The following is an 18,203-nucleotide window of genomic DNA, read 5'->3' as shown; positions in this document are numbered from 1 at the left end:
TAATAAGAGCATGCAATATGACGCAATTTGTAAAAGCTGTTTTGTTCGATCTAGATGGTACGCTAATTGATACCGCCGCTGATTTTGTACGCATCATTGGCAAAATGAGTGCGCAAAATAATTGGCAAGCACCGCCCGAAGCACATATTCGCGAGCAAGTCTCTGCTGGTGCGTCAGCGATGGTGCAGTTAATGCTGCGTCACAACGACCAGATCGACCTCAGTGATGAGGAGTTGTCACAGTATCGCCAGCAGTTTTTAGATGACTATGAAGCAGATATCTGTGTCGATAGCTGTGTATTTGGTGAGCTTGAAGCAGTGCTAACTGCTCTTGAAAATAAAGGCGTGCCATGGGGTATCGTAACCAATAAGCCGCGTTATTTATCTGAGCAACTGCTTAAAGTTATGCAACTAGATGGGCGCTGTTCGGTCTTGGTTTGCCCTGATGACGTCTCACGTACTAAGCCTGATCCAGAGCCGATGTATATGGCGTTAGAGAAGCTTGCAATACCGCGTGGCGCTGCAGGTTGCGTACTTTACGTGGGCGATCATGTACGTGATATAGAAGCTGGAAAGGCTGCTGGTATGCCAACGATTTTGGCCGCTTATGGTTATATTCCACCCGAAGATCAGCAAAATCTAAAAAGCTGGGGCGCAGACTATATTATCGATACCCCTGAACAGTTAAGTAAATTGCTATTATCTCCGGGCAAATTTGAATACTTATAGTTCAAATACTAATAGTTTGAACATATTTAATTTGAGTGCATCATACTTCTAGCTAGTACTAGATGACCTAAAAAATAAATTTTTATAGTAATCTTTATCATAAATCGATAAATAGCAGGTAAACCTATGAGCGACAATGTTAATCAACCTTCTAATAAAACTGCCAACCAAGAAGCTAATCAAAAAGCCAGTCAAAACTCTACGCAACCTTTAAGCCATGATGAGATTCGTCATTTTGTGCCGCAAGATAACTGCTTAGAGGGCAAGACAATCTTAGTCACAGGTGCGGGAGACGGTATTGGGCGTATTGCCGCATTGACCTATGCTCGCTATGGTGCGACGGTATTATTATTAGGTCGTAATAGCAGCAAGCTCGAAGCTGTCTATGATGAGATTGAAAGCTTGGGTGGTAAGCAGCCAGCGATGCTACCGATGGATTTAGAAAAAGCCACTTATGCCGAAATGCAGCAGTTAGAAGGATTGATCGTCAAAGAAATCGGTCAACTTGATGGCGTCCTACACAATGCAGGATTATTAGGTGAGCTGACACCGCTTGAGATGTACGATGTCGATATCTTTGCCAAAGTGATGCAGGTCAACTTTACAGCGACCTTTATGCTTACTCAAGCATTATTACCGTTACTTAAAGACGCTGCTAATGGCTCTATTGTCTTTACTTCTAGTACCGTTGGAACCCATCCTCGTGCGTTTTGGGGTGCATATGCGCTCTCAAAACAAGCCGTGGAGGGCATGAGTGATATCTTCACTCAGGAGACGCAGAACACGACTAATCTGCGCTTTAATTGTATCAATCCAGGCGGTACGCGTACCAACATGCGCGCCCATGCTTTTCCGGGTGAAAACCCGATGAGCTTAAAAACACCTGAAGATATTATGGCAGGCTATGTCTGTCTAATGAGCGATGATAGTATCGGTGTACGCGGGCAGGTCGTGGCTTTGCAACCAAAAGACTAGAGCGTCTAAAGCGGCCAGCTATAGTTGTTTTTTGTACATTGAAAACAGTTTAATTTAGCCCCATCTATATGTTCTTAAAGAATTTTATATTAATAATAATGACTAAATATATCAAAAAGGATAGATTATGGCAGGTGGCTGGTCGAGAGATGGCGCAGAACATGAGCAAATGGATGCGACCGTCAATGATGCGTTAGATCGTGTACGAAGTGCTATACCTAAAGGTGATAGCGCTGAGTTTTGTGATGAGTGTGGCAATCCAATTCCAGAAGCACGGCGTAGTGCTTTACTTGGGGTACAGCACTGTGTAGGCTGCCAAACTGAGCTTGAGCAAGAAGAAAAAGCCGCTGAGCTGTTTAACCGCCGTGGTAGTAAAGACAGTCAATTGCGCTGATAGATTACAAAGATAAAAAAGCCAATGCTAAATCATAGCGTTGGCTTTTTTTATTTGGCGAGTAGTGCCATAAGCTCATGGTCGTAGACATCCCAATCTATAAGCGGTTGGCGCTCATTTTTGGACACTTTACTATTAATGTGACTATTATCCGTATCAGCAAGTAAGATAACTTCTATTCGGCTATCGATTTGCGCGCTCGTAGTCGTGATGGTTAAGCTATCAGGCGTAAAATTCAGTTGTTGCCAGCCATCAGAGGTATGTACCACACCTTTAATGCGTTGCCAGTTAGGGAGTTGCAACAGCCATTGCTGCAGTTCGTCAGCTGCAAACATCCAATGTGAAGGTAGTCGCCAGCCAGCTAATAACATACCTTGCTGCTCGTCATGATAGCGATAGGGCAGCTCATCATCCATCGGCACTGCTGCTGAATTACCTGTATTCGGCACGTTAGTCAGTAAGTGATTAGGTAGGGTCAAGCTAATGCGTGACTGATTGGACTGTGTTGTGCGTTGCTTAGAGATACTCGCACTGGGCTGATTAAGTTGCATGCTAAGCTGAGCGACTGTCAATTCTGAGGACGCATCATTAGGGGCCGCCCAAATGATGCTTGCTTGCGCATTGAGCGTTCCAATCCACGTGAGCAGATCCTGCTGGCAAGTAGCGTCTAATTGCTCATAGCGATTGATGACCACTACGTCAGCCGCCTGAACATGCGCTTGAAAGCCTTCATGTGAGCGATACTTTTCTTGTTGCCATTGCAAGCCACTTAGTACCGTAATGACGGATTGCATACTTAAAGATGTCTGCCAATGCGGTGCGCTTAACTGTTTGACTAGCTCGTGCGGATGAGCCAGACCTGTCGGCTCAATAATAAGACGCTGTGGACGATGCTCACTTAAAAGGCGAGTAAGTGCAATTTGTAGTGGCAATTGGCTGGTGCAACAAATACAGCCACCGCTGACCTCTCGAATAGCAATAGTGTTTGGCTTTTCGACGTCGTTTTGTCTACCTTTTAAGAGGGCGCCATCAATACCAATACGTCCAAACTCATTAATCAATAATGCCCAGCGCACATCAGCTGGTTTAGTAGCGAGCAGTTGATTAATAACGGTAGTTTTACCAGCACCCAAAAACCCTGTCACCAGTGTGCAGGGTATATTTTGAATAATTGCCGAAGAAGTCATATATAAGAATTTACTAATTAGTTGTGCTTTAAAGTGAATACTCTAAAGCACAAAACGATGGGTTAAAACTAATCTGTCGTGGCAGTCGTTTGTTCTGGTTCTGCTTCGTCAGGAACGAAAACATAACCTACGCCCCAGACCGTTTGAATATAGCGAGCTTGTGAAGGGTTATCCTCAATCAGACGACGTAGACGTGACACCTGTACATCGATTGAGCGCTCCATAGCACCCCACTCACGGCCACGCGCAAGATTCATAAGCTTATCACGAGTTAAAGGTTCGCGTGGATGCTGTACAAGTGCTTTTAGTACAGAAAATTCACCGGTAGTCAAAGTGACCACATTGCCATCGCGTTTAAGCGTACGCGTAGACAAATCAAGCGTCCATGGCCCAAATTCAACCACTTCTAACTGATAGCTTGGCGCACCAGGTAACTCACGGTTTTGACGACGTAGTACCGCTTTGATACGTGCTAGTAGCTCTTTTGGATTAAAGGGCTTGGGCAAATAATCATCTGCACCAGCTTCAAGTCCAGCAATGCGATCGGCATCACCACCTTTGGCCGTAAGCATGATGATCGGAATATCTCCATTGTCTTCACGCAGACGTCTACAAATACTGATACCGTCTTCTCCTGGTAGCATTAAGTCTAGCACTACTAAAGAAAACAGTTCACGCTGCATCAATTTGTCCATCTGACTGGCATCATGAGCAGTACGTACTACGAAGCCGTCATCTTCCAGAAAACGCTGCAACAAAGAACGTAAGCGAGCATCGTCATCAACGACCAAAATTCGCTGAGTCATAGTATCGGTGCTTTTATTATCAGTCATGCAGAGATCCTTTAATAAACATTATTATTGTCAAAGATTATGTAGTTATTAATAACCTACTAGTCAGGTAGCTACACTGTCAGAAGGCTATGAGTTGTAATCAGGGGTTATAAATCCACTCAACAGGTAATTTATTTTATATGCTATCCATTGCACAAAAATATATAAAGTATTTATAACATAAAACGTTAAATTTACGGTCAGAAGTTCTAGGCCTAGCTATAATTATTTAAATCAACCCTCGGTGCAAATTAGCCAATCTATCTTAATGAAAAAAGAAATCCTAAGCCAAATATAACCATTCATACCTCTATTGAAGGGTTTGAGGAAGATTAGCGTTTTTAAACCTATGGCTTTAGTGTATAAGATTGAACAGGTAATTGCATCACCCGTGGACATAAATGCTGTATGCGTTTGTTTAACGTAGTGATTAGCGCTAGATTATATGAAAATTCAAACCATAAAGACTATTATTTGAGCGATAAAGACTATGATAAGTAACGAAGATATAAAAAGGATTTTTATTCATGCAGCTTTTGCTATAATGCCAAACTACATTTCTCAACGATTGATACGGATATGAGTAGCACTGATACCTTAACGGCGTCTCAACCCTCGACAAATACACAGGGCCTGGATGCAACCACACACGCGAATATTCACGACAAACTTGCTCGCGCGCTTGGCATTAAGACTGCTCAAGTCAATGCGTTTGTCAAACTCTACGATGAAGGGGCGACTGTCCCTTTTATTGCGCGTTATCGCAAAGAGAAGACTCAAAATCTTGACGATGCGCAGCTGCGTGCTTTAGAGAAGTCGCTCAATTATGAGCGCGATATGGCAACACGTCGCCTCAAAATTACTGAGCTGCTTAGCACACAAGGCAATTTGACCGACGAGTTACAGACCCGTATTGATAATGCGACGTCTAAGCTTGAGCTTGAAGACATCTACTTGCCGTACCGTCCGCGTCGCCGTTCACCGGCTGCCAAAGCACGCGCCGCTGGTCTCGATGTTGCAGCGCAAGCGGTCTTGACGCAAGAAATTACCCCAACAGATGCACTGGCTGACTATCAAGCACCGTCTAGTATCTCTGATGATAGCGGTAATGAGATTGAAGTTGATTTCAGTGATATTGAAAAACAACTGGCTGGCGTACAAGCCATCATCGTCGATGAATGGACACAAGCATTAGATTTGCTTGATGGTCTGCGGAATGGCTTTGCTAAAACGGCTAGTATCGTATCGAGCGTTGCCAGTGACGAGAAGCGAGAAGTGGGCGAGAAATTCAAAGACTACTTTGAGCATAGCGAAAGCCTTGCGCGTCTGCCCAATCATCGCCTATTAGCGATGCTACGTGGTCGCCAAGAAAACGTCTTAGGTCTCAAAATTGAAGGCGAAGATGCACCATTTATCGAAAAAATCATTAGCCATTTCGATATCGATTCTAAAGCTCCAGCTGAGCGCCGTGAGTTTTTAGCAGAAGCTGCTAGCAGCTTATGGAAAGACAAATGGCGTCCGCATATCGAACATCGCTTATTGACTGAAAAGCGCCTGACTGCTGAGGCCGATGCGATTGATGTATTTGCTAATAATTTACAGCATCTACTGATGTCAGCACCTGCTGGTCGTAAAGTGATTTTAGGTGTCGATCCTGGTATTCGTCATGGCGTCAAAATGGCGATTGTTGATGCCCAAGGCCATGTCATGCTAGATAGCGAAGATAAGCCTGTAGTAGCGACCGTCTATCCATTTGCGCCTGATAACAAGATGATTGAGGCCAAAAAAGTCATTGATGAGCTGTTAAGTACTTATAACGTTGATCTAGTGGCTATCGGTAATGGTACTGCTAGCCGCGAAACAGATGCGATGGTTAAAGAGATATTGGCTGCTAATGATGCTCTAAAAGCGAAAGCCGTTATCGTCAACGAGTCTGGCGCATCAGTCTATTCTGCGAGTGAGCTTGCTAGTGATGAGCTTGCCAATCTAGATGTATCGGTACGTGGCGCGGTATCTATCGCTCGTCGCTTGCAAGATCCACTCTCAGAATTGGTGAAGGTTGATCCAAAGGCGATTGGTGTTGGTCAATATCAGCATGATGTGAACCAAAGCCAGTTAGCAGATAGCCTTGATAAAGTCACGCAAGACAGCGTGAACGCGGTTGGTGTTGATGTAAATACAGCAAGCCCTGCCATCTTGGCTCATATCGCTGGTTTGAATCGCAATGTCGCCCAGCAAATCGTCACTTATCGTAAAGAGCATGGCGCATTTGATAGCCGTGAGGCGCTCAAAAACGTACCGCGCTTAGGTGCTAAGACTTTTGAGCAAGCAGCTGGCTTCTTACGTATCCATGACGGCAGCAATCCACTTGACGCCACTGGCGTGCATCCAGAAAGCTATGCGCTAGTCGATAGCTTACTTGCGCAGACGGGTAAAGCATTGCCAGAAGTGCTCGGTAACGATGGGGTACTAAACACTATTGATACGACTGCGCTTGCAGCAAATGATGACAATATCAGTGTCAAAGCTATCATCGAAGAGCTGGCCAAGCCGGCACGTGACCCACGTCCTGAGTTCAAAACCGCTAATTTCCGTGAAGACGTCAATAGCATTAAAGACTTAGAAGAAGGTATGCAGCTTGAAGGCGTCGTTACCAATGTCACAGCCTTTGGTTGTTTCGTTGACGTTGGTGTACATCAAGACGGTTTGGTACATATCTCACAGATGGCAAATGACTTCGTCGCTGATCCAATGAATCGCGTCAAGCCAGGTGATATTATATCGGTACGTGTCATCTCTATCGATGAAAAACGTGGCCGCATTGGTTTTAGTATGAAGCCTGAGTCTGAAAAACCTGCGCGTCCAGCCGCGAAGCCTACTGCAGCAAGCACTGGTAATGATGACAAAGCCAGTCGTCCACGTAGCAACCGCCCAGCCGCTGATAAGCGTCCAGCAAAACCGCGTAGCAACCGTCAGGACAAGGACAGCGCTAATAACCGTAGCAAAGCACCTAGAGCTGATAAAGCTGAGACACCTAGCAAGATGGGTACCCTCGGTGCGCTGCTGCAAGAAGCTGGCGTGACCAAAACTAAGAAGTAATTTATTTTGAGATAGATAGTAAAGAGAGAAAAGGCAGCCTAATGGCTGCCTTTTTTATTACACGAAATACAGTTTGCTGAAAACAGCTAAGGGCTTTTTATTAATAAAGCTTAGCGAGATACAGCAACACGGCGATTTTCGCTAAATTCAACTTCAGCTGGCTGAGTAGCTAGGAATTCACCACGTTTGTCTTTTTTCTTTTCTTGCAACGTAACTGGAGCGTTTGTGCTGCTCGGGTCACCGTTAAGCACTTCGCCTGCAATCAATGGCTGATATTCAGTATTGCTATGCTGCTGATTTAAAGTTTGTGGTGCAGCTTGTTCAGATCCACGGCTGTTCATTGCTTCAGGGTTGTTCATTGCTTCAGGGTTGTTCATTGCTTCAGAATTACCCATCATTTCAGGATCATTCATTTCTTCGGAATTGCTCATCATTTCAGGATCATTCATTTCTTCGGAATTGCCCATCATTTCAGAATGATTCATTTCTTCAGGATTGCCCATCATTTCAGGATCGTTCATTTCTTCAGGATTGCTCATCATTTCAGGATCGTTCATCTCTTCAGAGTTTGTTTCGACGACAGTTGCATCGCTCTCGACTTCACCTGGTTGAGTGGCAAGTAGCTCGCCATTTGGACCATCGATTTCAGCTTGTAAAGTACTAGCAGCAGGAGCGTTACGCATATCCGCTGGTGTAATACTGCTGTTATCAATAGGAGCGGCCATTGCTAGGCTTGGCATAACTAAAGCTGTGCCTATAATTAGTGATAAAGTACGATTTTGCATCAGTTGATTCCTTGAGTCACAAGTTTTATTGATCAGTCTAAAGCGTTCTTAAACTTGATCGTTACTTAGCGTTGTTCCGTAGGGTATCTATTTAACGTTTTAAATATATATGTTTACTATATTTAAAATGTCAATTGTAGACAAAATAAAATCATGACAACTATTTTAAAGGCTGTCATGATTGCTATAGGTAAAGAGCATTATAAAGTCGCTATATAAAGCTGATATCTTATCTATAATCTCTACACGCAAAGTACCAGCTCTATGGCTGGTATTTCAGTAGTAAACTCATTAAAGGTCTAACAGCTTGATGTATTCGTGTGACGTTATGCAAGTGCTGTGTCTGTGAAATTGTACAAAATTCAACCAACTTTTTGATATTTTAAAACATCAATAAACTAAGATACAGTACAGCACAATGACCACATTTTTGCAGTTATCCACTTATTCTACAATGACATATTTACCAATGTTTGGGTTCACAAGGCGTTACTGCGTATCGTTATTAGGGACACGAGTAACTGGAAATGTTTGATTGATTTCTATGTTATCAATAATTTCAGCATCTGCTTCTTGGCCAACAATGACGGCACGCTCCCTACCATCTTCGATGGCTATAGCAGTCCCTGTTGCCGTATTGACACGTTTAATCTGATCTTCTGGCGCATAAATGACTTGTTTTACGCTATAAATAGTTGGGCGAATAACACGCTTGGTCTCAATAACAACCGGCTCTACGGTACGTTCTTCTGCAATAGCAACTTGCGCTTCCGGAGCTGTAACTTCACTTACCACAGGCGTTGGGAACTTATCACTGAAATGATTGTCACACTGCTGCATACTTAGGCGTACAGGGTTGCCTGCTTTGTCCATATAGACATTGACTGGCATGTCAGGAGCGATAGGCACATATTTACCGACCAATGCGCCTGATACCCCATAACGACCATCTGATTGACCGACACCTAAATCACAAGCCCCCGCTGCATAGTTTGCTGTATTTAGGTTATTGCTGCTAACCACAGCCTGAGGAATCATGACTTCAGAAAGCCACATTTTTTTGACTGATGCTTCACCAGCGTGGCGTTTTGGTTTTTGATAAGTGTAAGGAGTGTAGAACTTAGCAGAGCCGTCTTTTACCGCTGTGACGCATTCATCATAGCTGTCATAGCCAACGTTACCATGCTTATCCGTTACTACAGCTGCGTTAGCAGAACTGGCAAACATAGCAAAACCTGAGGTTAGTATAGCCGTAGTCAATACATTCAATTTCATAATAGCTTCCTTTTAATTAGGGATGTTTTATCGTTATTCTCTAAGAGTAGTTCTTTAGAAATTCAGATGTCTGCCTGAATCTAAGTGTCTGTTATTTAAGTGATAATTAATTAAAGCATAATGCTTTTTGTAAAAATAAACGAATATAGATTTCTAAAATTAAAGACAAAGATTCATCATGCTTATTTTTACTATATAAATTAGTATTATGACTTGCAGATAAGTCATTTTTATAGACACAATCTTCACAGGCCAATAACTTTATTAAGGGTAAGGGATATAATTGACTGTCACTGTGTCATTAAATTAACGAAGTGTATCTTTGTGTGCTAAATAACTAAAAATTGGCAATAATATTTACCCAATCGTGACGTTATTATTATTTATTAACATTGGTCGTTTTAGGATTTAGACTAAATCTTCCTACGAAAGTAGGACTTATTGTTTAGGAAACTATGCAGATTTAAAGGTTATATTAAAGACGTTACTTGAAAAATATAGATAATAAAAAGCCGCATCTTGTAATTAAGATGCGGCTATTATTTTCTAACTACTATATTTTTATACTTATTTAACTGTTTACTTTAACTGTTGCTATCGACAACCTCAAAGCTGAGACCGGCGTGAGTTTCTAAACGAGTTAATAGTTTATCACCCATCGCAGAGGCTGGCGTCCAAAACCCGCCTTCGACATCATTTTTATCGATATCTTGAGCAAGGCATAAAGCGGACTGTGCTAGCATCCGTGAAGTACTGCCATAGCCAGGGTCTTTATCACCAGTAACTTTGGTGTTGATAGTATCGTTTTTAGTAGTCTTGCCAAAGAAACGAATATCAAAATAACCGTTTTCTTGCTCTTCTTTAGATGGACCAGAGCCTGATTTGGGTAGCACATGCTTTGAGAGTAGCTCACGGCTCGGTTTAATCATCATCGCTGTAGCAAAACCTAACAGGCCAATACTCATGCCATAGCTCATTAGCTTTCCTTTGACGCCATCTTTCATCCACATTGCTTCATCATATTTAAAATCGCGACCATATTCATAATCAAGAAGTTGGTTACTACGATGGACAATGCGAGTATTAATACTTGCCATCACAAATGGTGCTAACCAACGAGCGTGTTCGTCATCGTATTCAGGCTTGCTCACATTATCTTGGCGCACGTTAGGCGCATCTTCATCATCATTTAACAGATAAGGGTTTGCCACTTGTTTACGGCGTGATTTATTCTGTCCAACTTCCTCAAATATAGTCGCCATTGAAGCGATAGTACCGCCTGACAAACCACCTTTTGCAGCTTTCACCCTCATATTGATGACAGTACAAGACTCATCAAACTTCTCTTCGGCTTGTTGCTGAGTAAAATATACACCTAAATCTGAAGGGATAGAGTCAAAGCCACAGGAGTTGACAATACGCGCACCGCTTTTCTTGGCATCGTCTTGATATTTGTCCATCATGTCTTTGATAAAGATAGCTTCACCAGTAAGATCCACATAGTCAGTACCGTTTTTGGTACAAGATTTAATCAGTGGCTCACCATACTTAAGATAAGGGCCAACGGTCGAGATAATAACTTGCGTCTGTTTGGTCATCTCATCAAGACTGGCGTCGTCATTACTATTAGCGACAATGATATCGACCTTTGCTTTCGCTTTGCCACCTTTCTGCGCAGCACATAACTCAGTCTGCAATTTTTCTAACTTATCTTGATCACGTCCAGCAATTGCCCATGTCACAGGTGCTGAGTCTGGACCATTTTGATTGTCTTTATCTGCTAAAAACTGCGCTAGATAATGAGCAGTAATCTGACCGACAAAGCTGGTTGCGCCGTATAAAACGACAGCATATGAACGTTTTTGAATATCCGTATTATTCATATTTTTTCCTTTATATGTGTTTACATAAATGAGGGTAGGGTAATGCCTAAGATTTCTATGTTAGCAATGACCCTTAGAGTAATAGCATTTGGATTATGCGCTTCTAAGACAGCTGTAGATAACACTATCTCAGCACCATATCATCTGAATACTAGCTTAATAAACATCTGATAACCTGAACTTGCTAAAAACGGGGCAATACTACTACACAGGTTACACAACCTACCGTGATTATTACCAAACTGAACGTTTATCTGCTTAAAATGTTGCTAATCTACTATCACAACTTGGAAGTAACTTGTTGGAAGTGAATCATTAGAAATGAAGTAGAATTAATAATATTAACAACAATAAGCATTGATAGTAATTGGATTTAGCGAACCTTGCAGTACCAATTATTAAAAGATTGACTATCAACAGTGTTACGCTTTATCCGTATATTGAATGCTTTTTATTTTAGGAGAATAATTATGTTTCGTTGGGCTATTATATTTGCAGTTATCGCACTGTTAGCAAGTTTGTTAGGATTTGGCGGTGTTGCTGGATTATCTGCTAACCTAGCATATATCTTCTTAGCAGTAGCTGTTATCTTATTCATCGTGGCGTTTGTTAGCCGTAAGATGTAATTGTTAGAATGCATTTTGAATTTACGCTAAATGTATCCTAAGCAGCACGAAAAACGTCCTCATTTGAGGACGTTTTTTTGCTTTAAAAATTAGCGAGTTTATGCTAAGGAGAGCTGTTAAGGCTTATCGATTTACAAGCGTTTGGGCTGAATAATATATTCCATGCGTTTCGCTAAACGAATATCATGGCTAGTAATACCACCAGTATCACTAGTCGTCAAACGTACTTCAACGATATTATAGATATTTTTCCATTCAGGATGATGTTCAAGCGCTTCAGCATAAAAAGCCGCTTGGTTCATAAAGCTCATCGCTTCAATAAAATCGCTAAAGTGATATGTCTTAACGATGCTATTGCCATCACGTTGCCAGCCTACAAGGTCTTCTAGCTGCATATCAACTTGTTTGTCAGATAAACTACTCATATCGATATCCTTTATTATTATGTGGTGGTTAAGAGGTTAGAGTGTTTTTGTTATTAGCTGGATCATTATCAACATCAATAATAAAATATTCAATGTACTTGATAATCTATCTTGATGGTTACTGTTACGCGATTGCTCCCAGCTATCTTACATTCCGCTATCCTATATTTACTATAGGATAAAAAACCTACCTATCTCTTACATCCTGCCATATATCAATTGATAAATATATAGTTAGGTATGTCAAGTTGATAGGTAGGTGAGTCGTCTGCTTAACTGTTCTCTATGTTGTTAAACTAAGTCTTTATATTCGGGGTGCTTACTGATATATGACGATACAAACGAACATTGGGGTACGACTTTTTTATCATGCTCACGTGCATAATCTAAGGCATGTTTGACTAGCTTTGAGCCAATCCCGCGACCACCAAGTTTTTGTGGCACAATCGTATGGTCATAAACCAAAGTATCGCCACGCTCTTGGTAACTAATATAGCCAGTTTGGCCTTCAATAGTAGTCTCAAAACGATTTGCTTGTTCATTATGGGTAATATTTAGATCTTGATCAGATGCTGTACTCATCAAATTCTCCATTTTTATTATTAAAATAAATCTATGTAGATATCATTTATAACTGATACAACTAAATCTATAGCTGATTATTATCATCGATTAAAAAGCTGTTGACCAGTAGCTTACGGTAAAAGTGGATAGAGCAAATGTTACTATCTTTCTTTTAAACTGTCTCTTGAGCTGTCTTTTAAAGCATTAACCATAAGTAAAGAATCAAGCGTAAGCTTGAAACTATTTGGCATAAAATAAAGCTTGGCGTACTACTTGTGGAATGTATTTTTTGATTCCACGCACGGGTATGCTATGTCTCTGTTCCTTCTTAAAATTAACTTCACCAGCCGTTGATTTTTCTTGTATATAGGCGCGCAATTCATCAGTATTAGGCTTACTAAAATGATAGATACGCCCAAGCACTTGTCGAAACTGGCTACCAAAACGACCAGTATTATAAGCTAGGCCATACTTGCTACATATCGCTTGTACTTGTGGCGAGATGCTGGCGTAGCGATGTGCTGGCATGTCAGGAAAGATATGATGCTCAATCTGATGTGATAAGTTGCCAGTTAAAATATGAAATAACTTGCTACCTTGGATATTGCTAGAGCCAAGGATTTGACGTACATACCAGTCGCCTTTGCTCTCATTATCATCGAGATGGGTATAAATATGTACTTGCTCGGTAAAATGTCCACAAAATATCACTGCCCACGTCCATAGATTACGCGCAATATTGGCAGTGACACTACCACTCAACGTCGATAAAGCACTATTAAGGCCCAAGGTGAGTCCTGCAACTGCTGGGAGGGCAACATAGTCTTTACCGACTTGACGTACGATTTTGGCAAATACAGCACGTGATTTTTGTTGCAGTATCGCGTGTCTCTCTGTTGAATCAGCATACTCTTCTACGCTTATCTGGATATCATGAAACGCGATTGCCCACTCAAATCCTAGTGCCAATATCATGGTCTTAAGGGGATTATAGCGATCACTTGGTGTCCATGACTGCTCGTTAGTGACGCGTATTAAATGATAGCCGACGTCATGGTCACGATCAACGATATTGGTAAAGGTATGGTGTAGATAGTTATGTGAATGTTGCCATAGCGGTGCAGGGCACATAATATCCCAATCGAACGTTTGGCTGTTTAAGTGCGGATGTTGCATCCAGTCATATTGGCCATGCATGACATTATGCCCAAGCTCCATATTGTTTAATATTTTGCTAAAGCTTAATAGGCCAGTACCCAGTAGCCAGACACTACCTTTACTACGTTTTGATGACATGCGTCCAGCAGTAGCCAGTAGACCACGAGCCACAATCTCGCTATACACTACCGTGGCATAAATACGCTGGATATAACGTGCATCCTTACCGTTCAATGAGTCCATTACACTTTGATAGACTGCATTTAACTCATCAGCAAGGGCTTCGGTCTGTACCTTTGGTAATGGCGCAGCGCTTAACGTTGGGTAGCGTATAGGTAGAGCTGATATATCCTTATTATCTTTTGTACTCTCACTATTAATGTTACAGCCAGTTGAATAGGCGTTTTTTTCTGGCAGTAATCTACGACCATGGACGTCCAGTTGATCGTCGGTTAAAGCATTTAAAATAGGTACAGCAGATCGTGAAGGGAATAGAGGTGGTAATAAGCGCATGCGTTATCCTTTACCGAAGCTGCAGTTGGTTTGAAGCAAAATGCTTTTAACGGAATAAGTTACTCTTAAGATAATGTACTAGAATTCACAGGGTCGGTTTGATGGGTTTTATAGCTTCTAGCATACAAGACAGACTATCTACCGTCTATTTACTTATAGTAGCAGCTGCTGTTTTTTAGTTAGTTATTCTAATTCTACAGTAACACTGTTAAATAACGGCTAATGAGTGATTTGTATTCATATTATGCGGGTACATTACTCTAATCGCTATTTCATTTTTCATATACGCGTGTTTTATTCAGTTTGCACTTTACTATATATCGAGTACTACGTCTGTCATCGCTACATTGATACAGGTTTGGATAGACTCAAAACCGTCACCACTTATCTTTCCTGTTTGAACGTTTTGAACCACACCATTGACTTTATTACAGCGACACATCTGACAAATACCTTGACGGCAGCCGTAATTCATCCGAAGACCAGCTTGTTCAGCATCAACTAATAATGTGCCACTACTATCAAACTGTCGTTGGCGTGCGCGCAGATAAACAGTATGTTTTTCTAAGTTAGCTGTTTTTTTAGTTGCATCACTTAAGTTCAGATCAGGTACAGCATAGCCAAAATTTTCTATAATAATGTTGTCACGTAATGAGTGATTGTTTGGTAGGTTTATTTCGCTAGCTGCATGGTATAGTTCTTTTAACAAGGCTTGCGAACCACAAGCAAATATTTGTGTATCTGCTAACGGTAGATTCAATGCTAATAAACTTGCTGCACTTAAATGCCGCGTGCCAGCCAAATAAGTGCTGGCGTCTTCAGTATTGATAAAATGATAAGTAAAGCTTGGGTACGTAGTGGCGAGTTGCTGCCAATATTCTTGTAGAGGGCTGCTTGACAGCGATGTACGATTATAATGTAGTAACGTCACTTTATGACCGTGTTGTAGCGCCTGTGTCACTAGCCCGAGCATTGGGGTGACACCACTGCCGCCAGCGATACAGAGTATGGGCGCTAGCTCTTCAATAACAGAGTTTTTAGTCTCCATATTTTTAATAGCTGATTTTATCTGCTGGTTTGCTGATATCTGCTCTAGAGTAAAATTCCCACTCGGTATACTGCTATCAAAGATAGTACCAAGAGCTGCCTGATTAATTAAATAATTAGACACTAAACCTTGTGGCTTGATAGCGATGGTAAGCGTTTGGCGTTGCAGTTTTTTGTCGCGGCTATTTCCATTAGTCCACCATAGCGTCTGATGCGGTAGACCTACCAGCGAATAACTACGCTGATGAAGAATACCATCAATAGCAATGCTTAGATTAATATGCGCGCCGCCTTGCCATCCATCTGATTGCTGTTTAAAGGCGTTATTAATTTCGAATTGCAAGGCAACCAAGTCATCGCTAAGCGTGTGTTTGGTTACCAAACGTAGCTTAGGTGTTGTCAACGACCAAAACGGATGCAGTCGTGTACTGATAAAATCAATAAATGCACTTTGAATAAACTCAGGGCGGTAGCCAGTCGGCATAGGTACAGTACCTTTTTAATATTTCTCACGTTTTTCGTGTTTTTTATGTTTTCATAAAAGGATTTAAAGTCCTTCTATGGACAACTTTATAGTGTTATTTATAAATGTTAATTGAACATTAAAGCATGGTTAAGAAAACCAATTTCAGTAAATTATTCTAATATACTAACCCTTACTGATTGATTTTGTGAAGTTTCTAGCTATTATCATTTTGTGGTTTTTATGAGCTACATCAGTATAAAGCTGATTAAACAGGTCAAATGATGACTTTAACAGAAGCTTTTAGGTAAAAGGTGTCAAGCTTTGTTGCAGAAGACACAAAACCAGCCGGAAAACCCTCTGTTAGCTTGCAGGGTATGCGCCACAATGCGATAATAGCAGACAATTTGTAACCCTGATTTTGAGGCGCCGTCCACTGAGCACGATTGCTGAGTGCGATTTGCAGACCTCGTCTATGCAGTCTATCGGAGTGTTAATGGCTCAATATATTTACACGATGAACAACGTGTCAAAACTTGTTCCACCTAAGCGTGAAATCCTAAAGAACATCAACCTATCGTTTTTCCCTGGCGCTAAAATCGGTGTACTCGGTATCAACGGTTCGGGTAAATCAACCTTGCTACGCATTATGGCGGGCGTGGATACTGAATTCAGTGGTGAAGCACGCGCGCAAACGGGCACCAAAATTGGCTATTTGCCGCAGGAACCACAGCTTGATGACAGTAAAGACGTACGTGGTAACGTCGAAGACGGTATGCGCGAAGCGTTAGATGCGTTAGCTCGTCTAGATGCGATCTATGCCGAATACGCTGAGCCTGATGCAGACTTTGATAAGCTTGCTGAAGAACAAGGCAAGATGGAAGACATCATTCAAGCATGGGATGCGCATAACTTAAATACCCAGCTAGAAAAAGCCGCCGATGCTCTACGTCTGCCGCCATGGGATGCTGATGTTAGCAAACTGTCTGGTGGTGAAAAACGCCGTGTGGCACTATGCCGTTTGCTATTGTCACGTCCTGATATGCTATTACTTGACGAACCAACTAACCATTTGGACGCTGAATCTGTCGCATGGCTAGAGCAGTTCTTGCAGAACTACAGCGGTACGATCGTTGCTATTACCCATGATCGTTATTTCTTGGATAATGTCGCTCAATGGATTTTGGAGCTGGATCGTGGCCATGGCTATCCGTACGAAGGCAACTATACTGAGTGGCTAGAGCAAAAGAACACACGTCTAGAGCAACAGAATAAGCAAGAAGAATCCTTTGCTAAAGCGCTGAAAAAAGAGCTTGATTGGATTCGTAAAAATCAAAAAGGTCAACAGGCTAAGTCTAAATCTCGTGTACAGCGTTTTGAAGAATTGAACTCGCAAGAGTTCCAAAAGCGTAACGAGACCTCTGAGATTTATATTCCACCTGGTCCACGTCTAGGTAATAAAGTCATCGAAGTAAATGACATCTCCAAGTCATTTGGTGATCGTTTGCTTTATGAAAACCTAAGCTTCAACGTGCCAGCGGGCGCTATCGTTGGTATTATCGGTCCAAATGGTGCGGGTAAAACCACGCTATTTAACATGATTACTGAACGTGATACGCCAGATACTGGTTCCGTCGATTTGGGTGAGAGTGTCAGCGTTGCCTATGTTGGTCAGGTACGTGACAACTTAGACGATAGCAAAACTGTTTGGGAAGAGATCTCCGACGGTCTAGATATTATTACCGTTGGCGATTATACGACGCCAAGTCGCGCTTATATTGGTCGCTTTAACTTTAAAGGTTCAGACCAACAAAAGCACGTTGGTCAATTGTCTGGTGGTGAGCGTAACCGCTTGCAACTAGCGAAGACACTAAAGCAGGGTGCGAACGTATTGCTCCTTGATGAACCATCAAACGATTTGGATATCGAAACCTTACGTGCATTAGAGGATGCGATTCAAGTCTTCCCAGGTACGGTAATGGTCGTCTCGCATGATCGCTGGTTCCTTGACCGTATTGCGACTCATATCTTGGCATTCGAAGATGAAGGTCCTGTTTGGTTCGATGGTAACTACTCTGAGTTTGAAACGTATCGCAAAAAGACCATGGGCGATGATGCCAGTCCTAAGCGTATGAAGTACAAGAAAATTTCTACCTAGAATAGCTGCTTGTTAGATTGAGCTAATATGTAATAAAAAAGACCTCTAATAATTAGAGGTCTTTTTTTGCGCTAAACTATAAAGAAGTTA

At 41.8% G+C, this 18,203-nt stretch carries 15 protein-coding genes; 6 read left to right on the top strand and 9 right to left on the bottom strand.

The features are described from left to right. Positions 1-17 precede the first annotated feature (17 nt). The 3 genes from AAEY87_RS01740 (at position 18) to AAEY87_RS01730 (ending at position 2,097) form a co-directional block, all read left to right on the top strand. Entirely contained in the window at positions 18-728 is a 711-nt protein-coding gene (locus AAEY87_RS01740; protein WP_068033813.1) for an HAD family hydrolase, read from the top strand. A gap of 126 nt (positions 729-854) precedes the next feature. Further along, positions 855-1,703 carry a YciK family oxidoreductase gene (locus AAEY87_RS01735; RefSeq protein WP_350655676.1) on the top strand — a complete coding sequence of 283 codons (849 nt, stop codon included), beginning with the start codon at positions 855-857 and terminating at the stop codon, positions 1,701-1,703. A 127-nt stretch (positions 1,704-1,830) separates the two neighbouring features. Beyond that, complete coding sequence (locus AAEY87_RS01730; protein ID WP_350655675.1) at positions 1,831-2,097, top strand: DksA/TraR family C4-type zinc finger protein; 267 nt, start codon at positions 1,831-1,833, stop codon at positions 2,095-2,097. 50 nt (positions 2,098-2,147) lie between these two features. Here the strand turns inward: AAEY87_RS01730 and AAEY87_RS01725 are convergent, their stop codons facing one another. Continuing rightward, complete coding sequence (locus AAEY87_RS01725; RefSeq protein WP_350655674.1) at positions 2,148-3,284, bottom strand: CobW family GTP-binding protein; 1,137 nt, start codon at positions 3,282-3,284, stop codon at positions 2,148-2,150. A gap of 68 nt (positions 3,285-3,352) precedes the next feature. After that, positions 3,353-4,117: an osmolarity response regulator transcription factor OmpR gene (gene ompR / locus AAEY87_RS01720; RefSeq protein ID WP_068033820.1), complete on the bottom strand. Its 765-nt coding sequence runs from the start codon at positions 4,115-4,117 to the stop codon at positions 3,353-3,355. Between the two features lie 579 nt (positions 4,118-4,696). Here ompR and AAEY87_RS01715 point away from each other — a divergent pair. Continuing rightward, entirely contained in the window at positions 4,697-7,216 is a 2,520-nt protein-coding gene (locus tag AAEY87_RS01715) for a Tex family protein (RefSeq protein ID WP_350655673.1), read from the top strand. A 110-nt stretch (positions 7,217-7,326) separates the two neighbouring features. Here the strand turns inward: AAEY87_RS01715 and AAEY87_RS01710 are convergent, their stop codons facing one another. From AAEY87_RS01710 to AAEY87_RS01700, 3 genes are all read right to left on the bottom strand, one after another. Then, the gene (locus tag AAEY87_RS01710; RefSeq protein ID WP_350655672.1) at positions 7,327-8,001 is read right to left on the bottom strand and encodes a hypothetical protein; all 675 of its coding nucleotides are present in this window, start codon (positions 7,999-8,001) and stop codon (positions 7,327-7,329) included. A 489-nt stretch (positions 8,002-8,490) separates the two neighbouring features. Then, positions 8,491-9,276, bottom strand: a complete 786-nt coding sequence (locus AAEY87_RS01705; RefSeq protein WP_350655671.1) for a hypothetical protein — start codon at positions 9,274-9,276, stop codon at positions 8,491-8,493. Positions 9,277-9,860: 584 nt separating this feature from the next. Next, complete coding sequence (locus AAEY87_RS01700) at positions 9,861-11,159, bottom strand: saccharopine dehydrogenase family protein (RefSeq protein WP_350655670.1); 1,299 nt, start codon at positions 11,157-11,159, stop codon at positions 9,861-9,863. A gap of 470 nt (positions 11,160-11,629) precedes the next feature. Here AAEY87_RS01700 and AAEY87_RS01695 point away from each other — a divergent pair, with 470 nt between their 5' ends. Beyond that, positions 11,630-11,785, top strand: coding sequence for a DUF1328 domain-containing protein (locus AAEY87_RS01695; protein WP_021814049.1), 156 nt, complete (start codon positions 11,630-11,632; stop codon positions 11,783-11,785). 131 nt (positions 11,786-11,916) lie between these two features. Here AAEY87_RS01695 and AAEY87_RS01690 read toward each other — a convergent pair whose 3' ends face one another. From AAEY87_RS01690 to AAEY87_RS01675, 4 genes are all read right to left on the bottom strand, one after another. Then, complete coding sequence (locus AAEY87_RS01690; protein ID WP_350655669.1) at positions 11,917-12,210, bottom strand: 4a-hydroxytetrahydrobiopterin dehydratase; 294 nt, start codon at positions 12,208-12,210, stop codon at positions 11,917-11,919. Positions 12,211-12,501: 291 nt separating this feature from the next. Then, positions 12,502-12,792 (bottom strand): GNAT family N-acetyltransferase, encoded by a 291-nt coding sequence (locus AAEY87_RS01685; protein WP_350655668.1) that lies wholly within the window; start codon positions 12,790-12,792, stop codon positions 12,502-12,504. 222 nt (positions 12,793-13,014) lie between these two features. Next, a complete protein-coding gene (locus AAEY87_RS01680) occupies positions 13,015-14,445 on the bottom strand; it encodes a fatty acid desaturase family protein (RefSeq protein ID WP_350655667.1) in 1,431 nt (476 codons plus the stop codon). Between the two features lie 313 nt (positions 14,446-14,758). Then, positions 14,759-15,976 carry a flavin reductase family protein gene (locus AAEY87_RS01675; protein WP_350655666.1) on the bottom strand — a complete coding sequence of 406 codons (1,218 nt, stop codon included), beginning with the start codon at positions 15,974-15,976 and terminating at the stop codon, positions 14,759-14,761. A gap of 475 nt (positions 15,977-16,451) precedes the next feature. Here AAEY87_RS01675 and ettA point away from each other — a divergent pair, with 475 nt between their 5' ends. Then, entirely contained in the window at positions 16,452-18,113 is a 1,662-nt protein-coding gene (gene ettA / locus AAEY87_RS01670) for an energy-dependent translational throttle protein EttA (protein ID WP_350655665.1), read from the top strand. The last annotated feature ends 90 nt before the right edge of the window (positions 18,114-18,203 follow it).

Source organism: Psychrobacter sp. S1-30-MNA-CIBAN-0213, assembly GCF_040309845.1.
Taxonomy (GTDB): domain Bacteria; phylum Pseudomonadota; class Gammaproteobacteria; order Pseudomonadales; family Moraxellaceae; genus Psychrobacter.
This window is presented reverse-complemented; position numbering and strand designations above follow the sequence as displayed.

Coding starts and splice junctions, on each gene's coding strand:
- AAEY87_RS01725 (WP_350655674.1), bottom strand. CDS start 3,284: ATGACTTCTTCGGCAATTATTCAAAATATACCCTGCACACTGGTGACA.
- AAEY87_RS01715 (WP_350655673.1), top strand. CDS start 4,697: ATGAGTAGCACTGATACCTTAACGGCGTCTCAACCCTCGACAAATACA.
- AAEY87_RS01730 (WP_350655675.1), top strand. CDS start 1,831: ATGGCAGGTGGCTGGTCGAGAGATGGCGCAGAACATGAGCAAATGGAT.
- AAEY87_RS01735 (WP_350655676.1), top strand. CDS start 855: ATGAGCGACAATGTTAATCAACCTTCTAATAAAACTGCCAACCAAGAA.
- AAEY87_RS01680 (WP_350655667.1), bottom strand. CDS start 14,445: ATGCGCTTATTACCACCTCTATTCCCTTCACGATCTGCTGTACCTATT.
- ompR (WP_068033820.1), bottom strand. CDS start 4,117: ATGACTGATAATAAAAGCACCGATACTATGACTCAGCGAATTTTGGTC.
- AAEY87_RS01740 (WP_068033813.1), top strand. CDS start 18: ATGACGCAATTTGTAAAAGCTGTTTTGTTCGATCTAGATGGTACGCTA.
- AAEY87_RS01690 (WP_350655669.1), bottom strand. CDS start 12,210: ATGAGTAGTTTATCTGACAAACAAGTTGATATGCAGCTAGAAGACCTT.
- AAEY87_RS01675 (WP_350655666.1), bottom strand. CDS start 15,976: ATGCCGACTGGCTACCGCCCTGAGTTTATTCAAAGTGCATTTATTGAT.
- AAEY87_RS01700 (WP_350655670.1), bottom strand. CDS start 11,159: ATGAATAATACGGATATTCAAAAACGTTCATATGCTGTCGTTTTATAC.
- ettA (WP_350655665.1), top strand. CDS start 16,452: ATGGCTCAATATATTTACACGATGAACAACGTGTCAAAACTTGTTCCA.
- AAEY87_RS01705 (WP_350655671.1), bottom strand. CDS start 9,276: ATGAAATTGAATGTATTGACTACGGCTATACTAACCTCAGGTTTTGCT.
- AAEY87_RS01685 (WP_350655668.1), bottom strand. CDS start 12,792: ATGAGTACAGCATCTGATCAAGATCTAAATATTACCCATAATGAACAA.
- AAEY87_RS01710 (WP_350655672.1), bottom strand. CDS start 8,001: ATGCAAAATCGTACTTTATCACTAATTATAGGCACAGCTTTAGTTATG.
- AAEY87_RS01695 (WP_021814049.1), top strand. CDS start 11,630: ATGTTTCGTTGGGCTATTATATTTGCAGTTATCGCACTGTTAGCAAGT.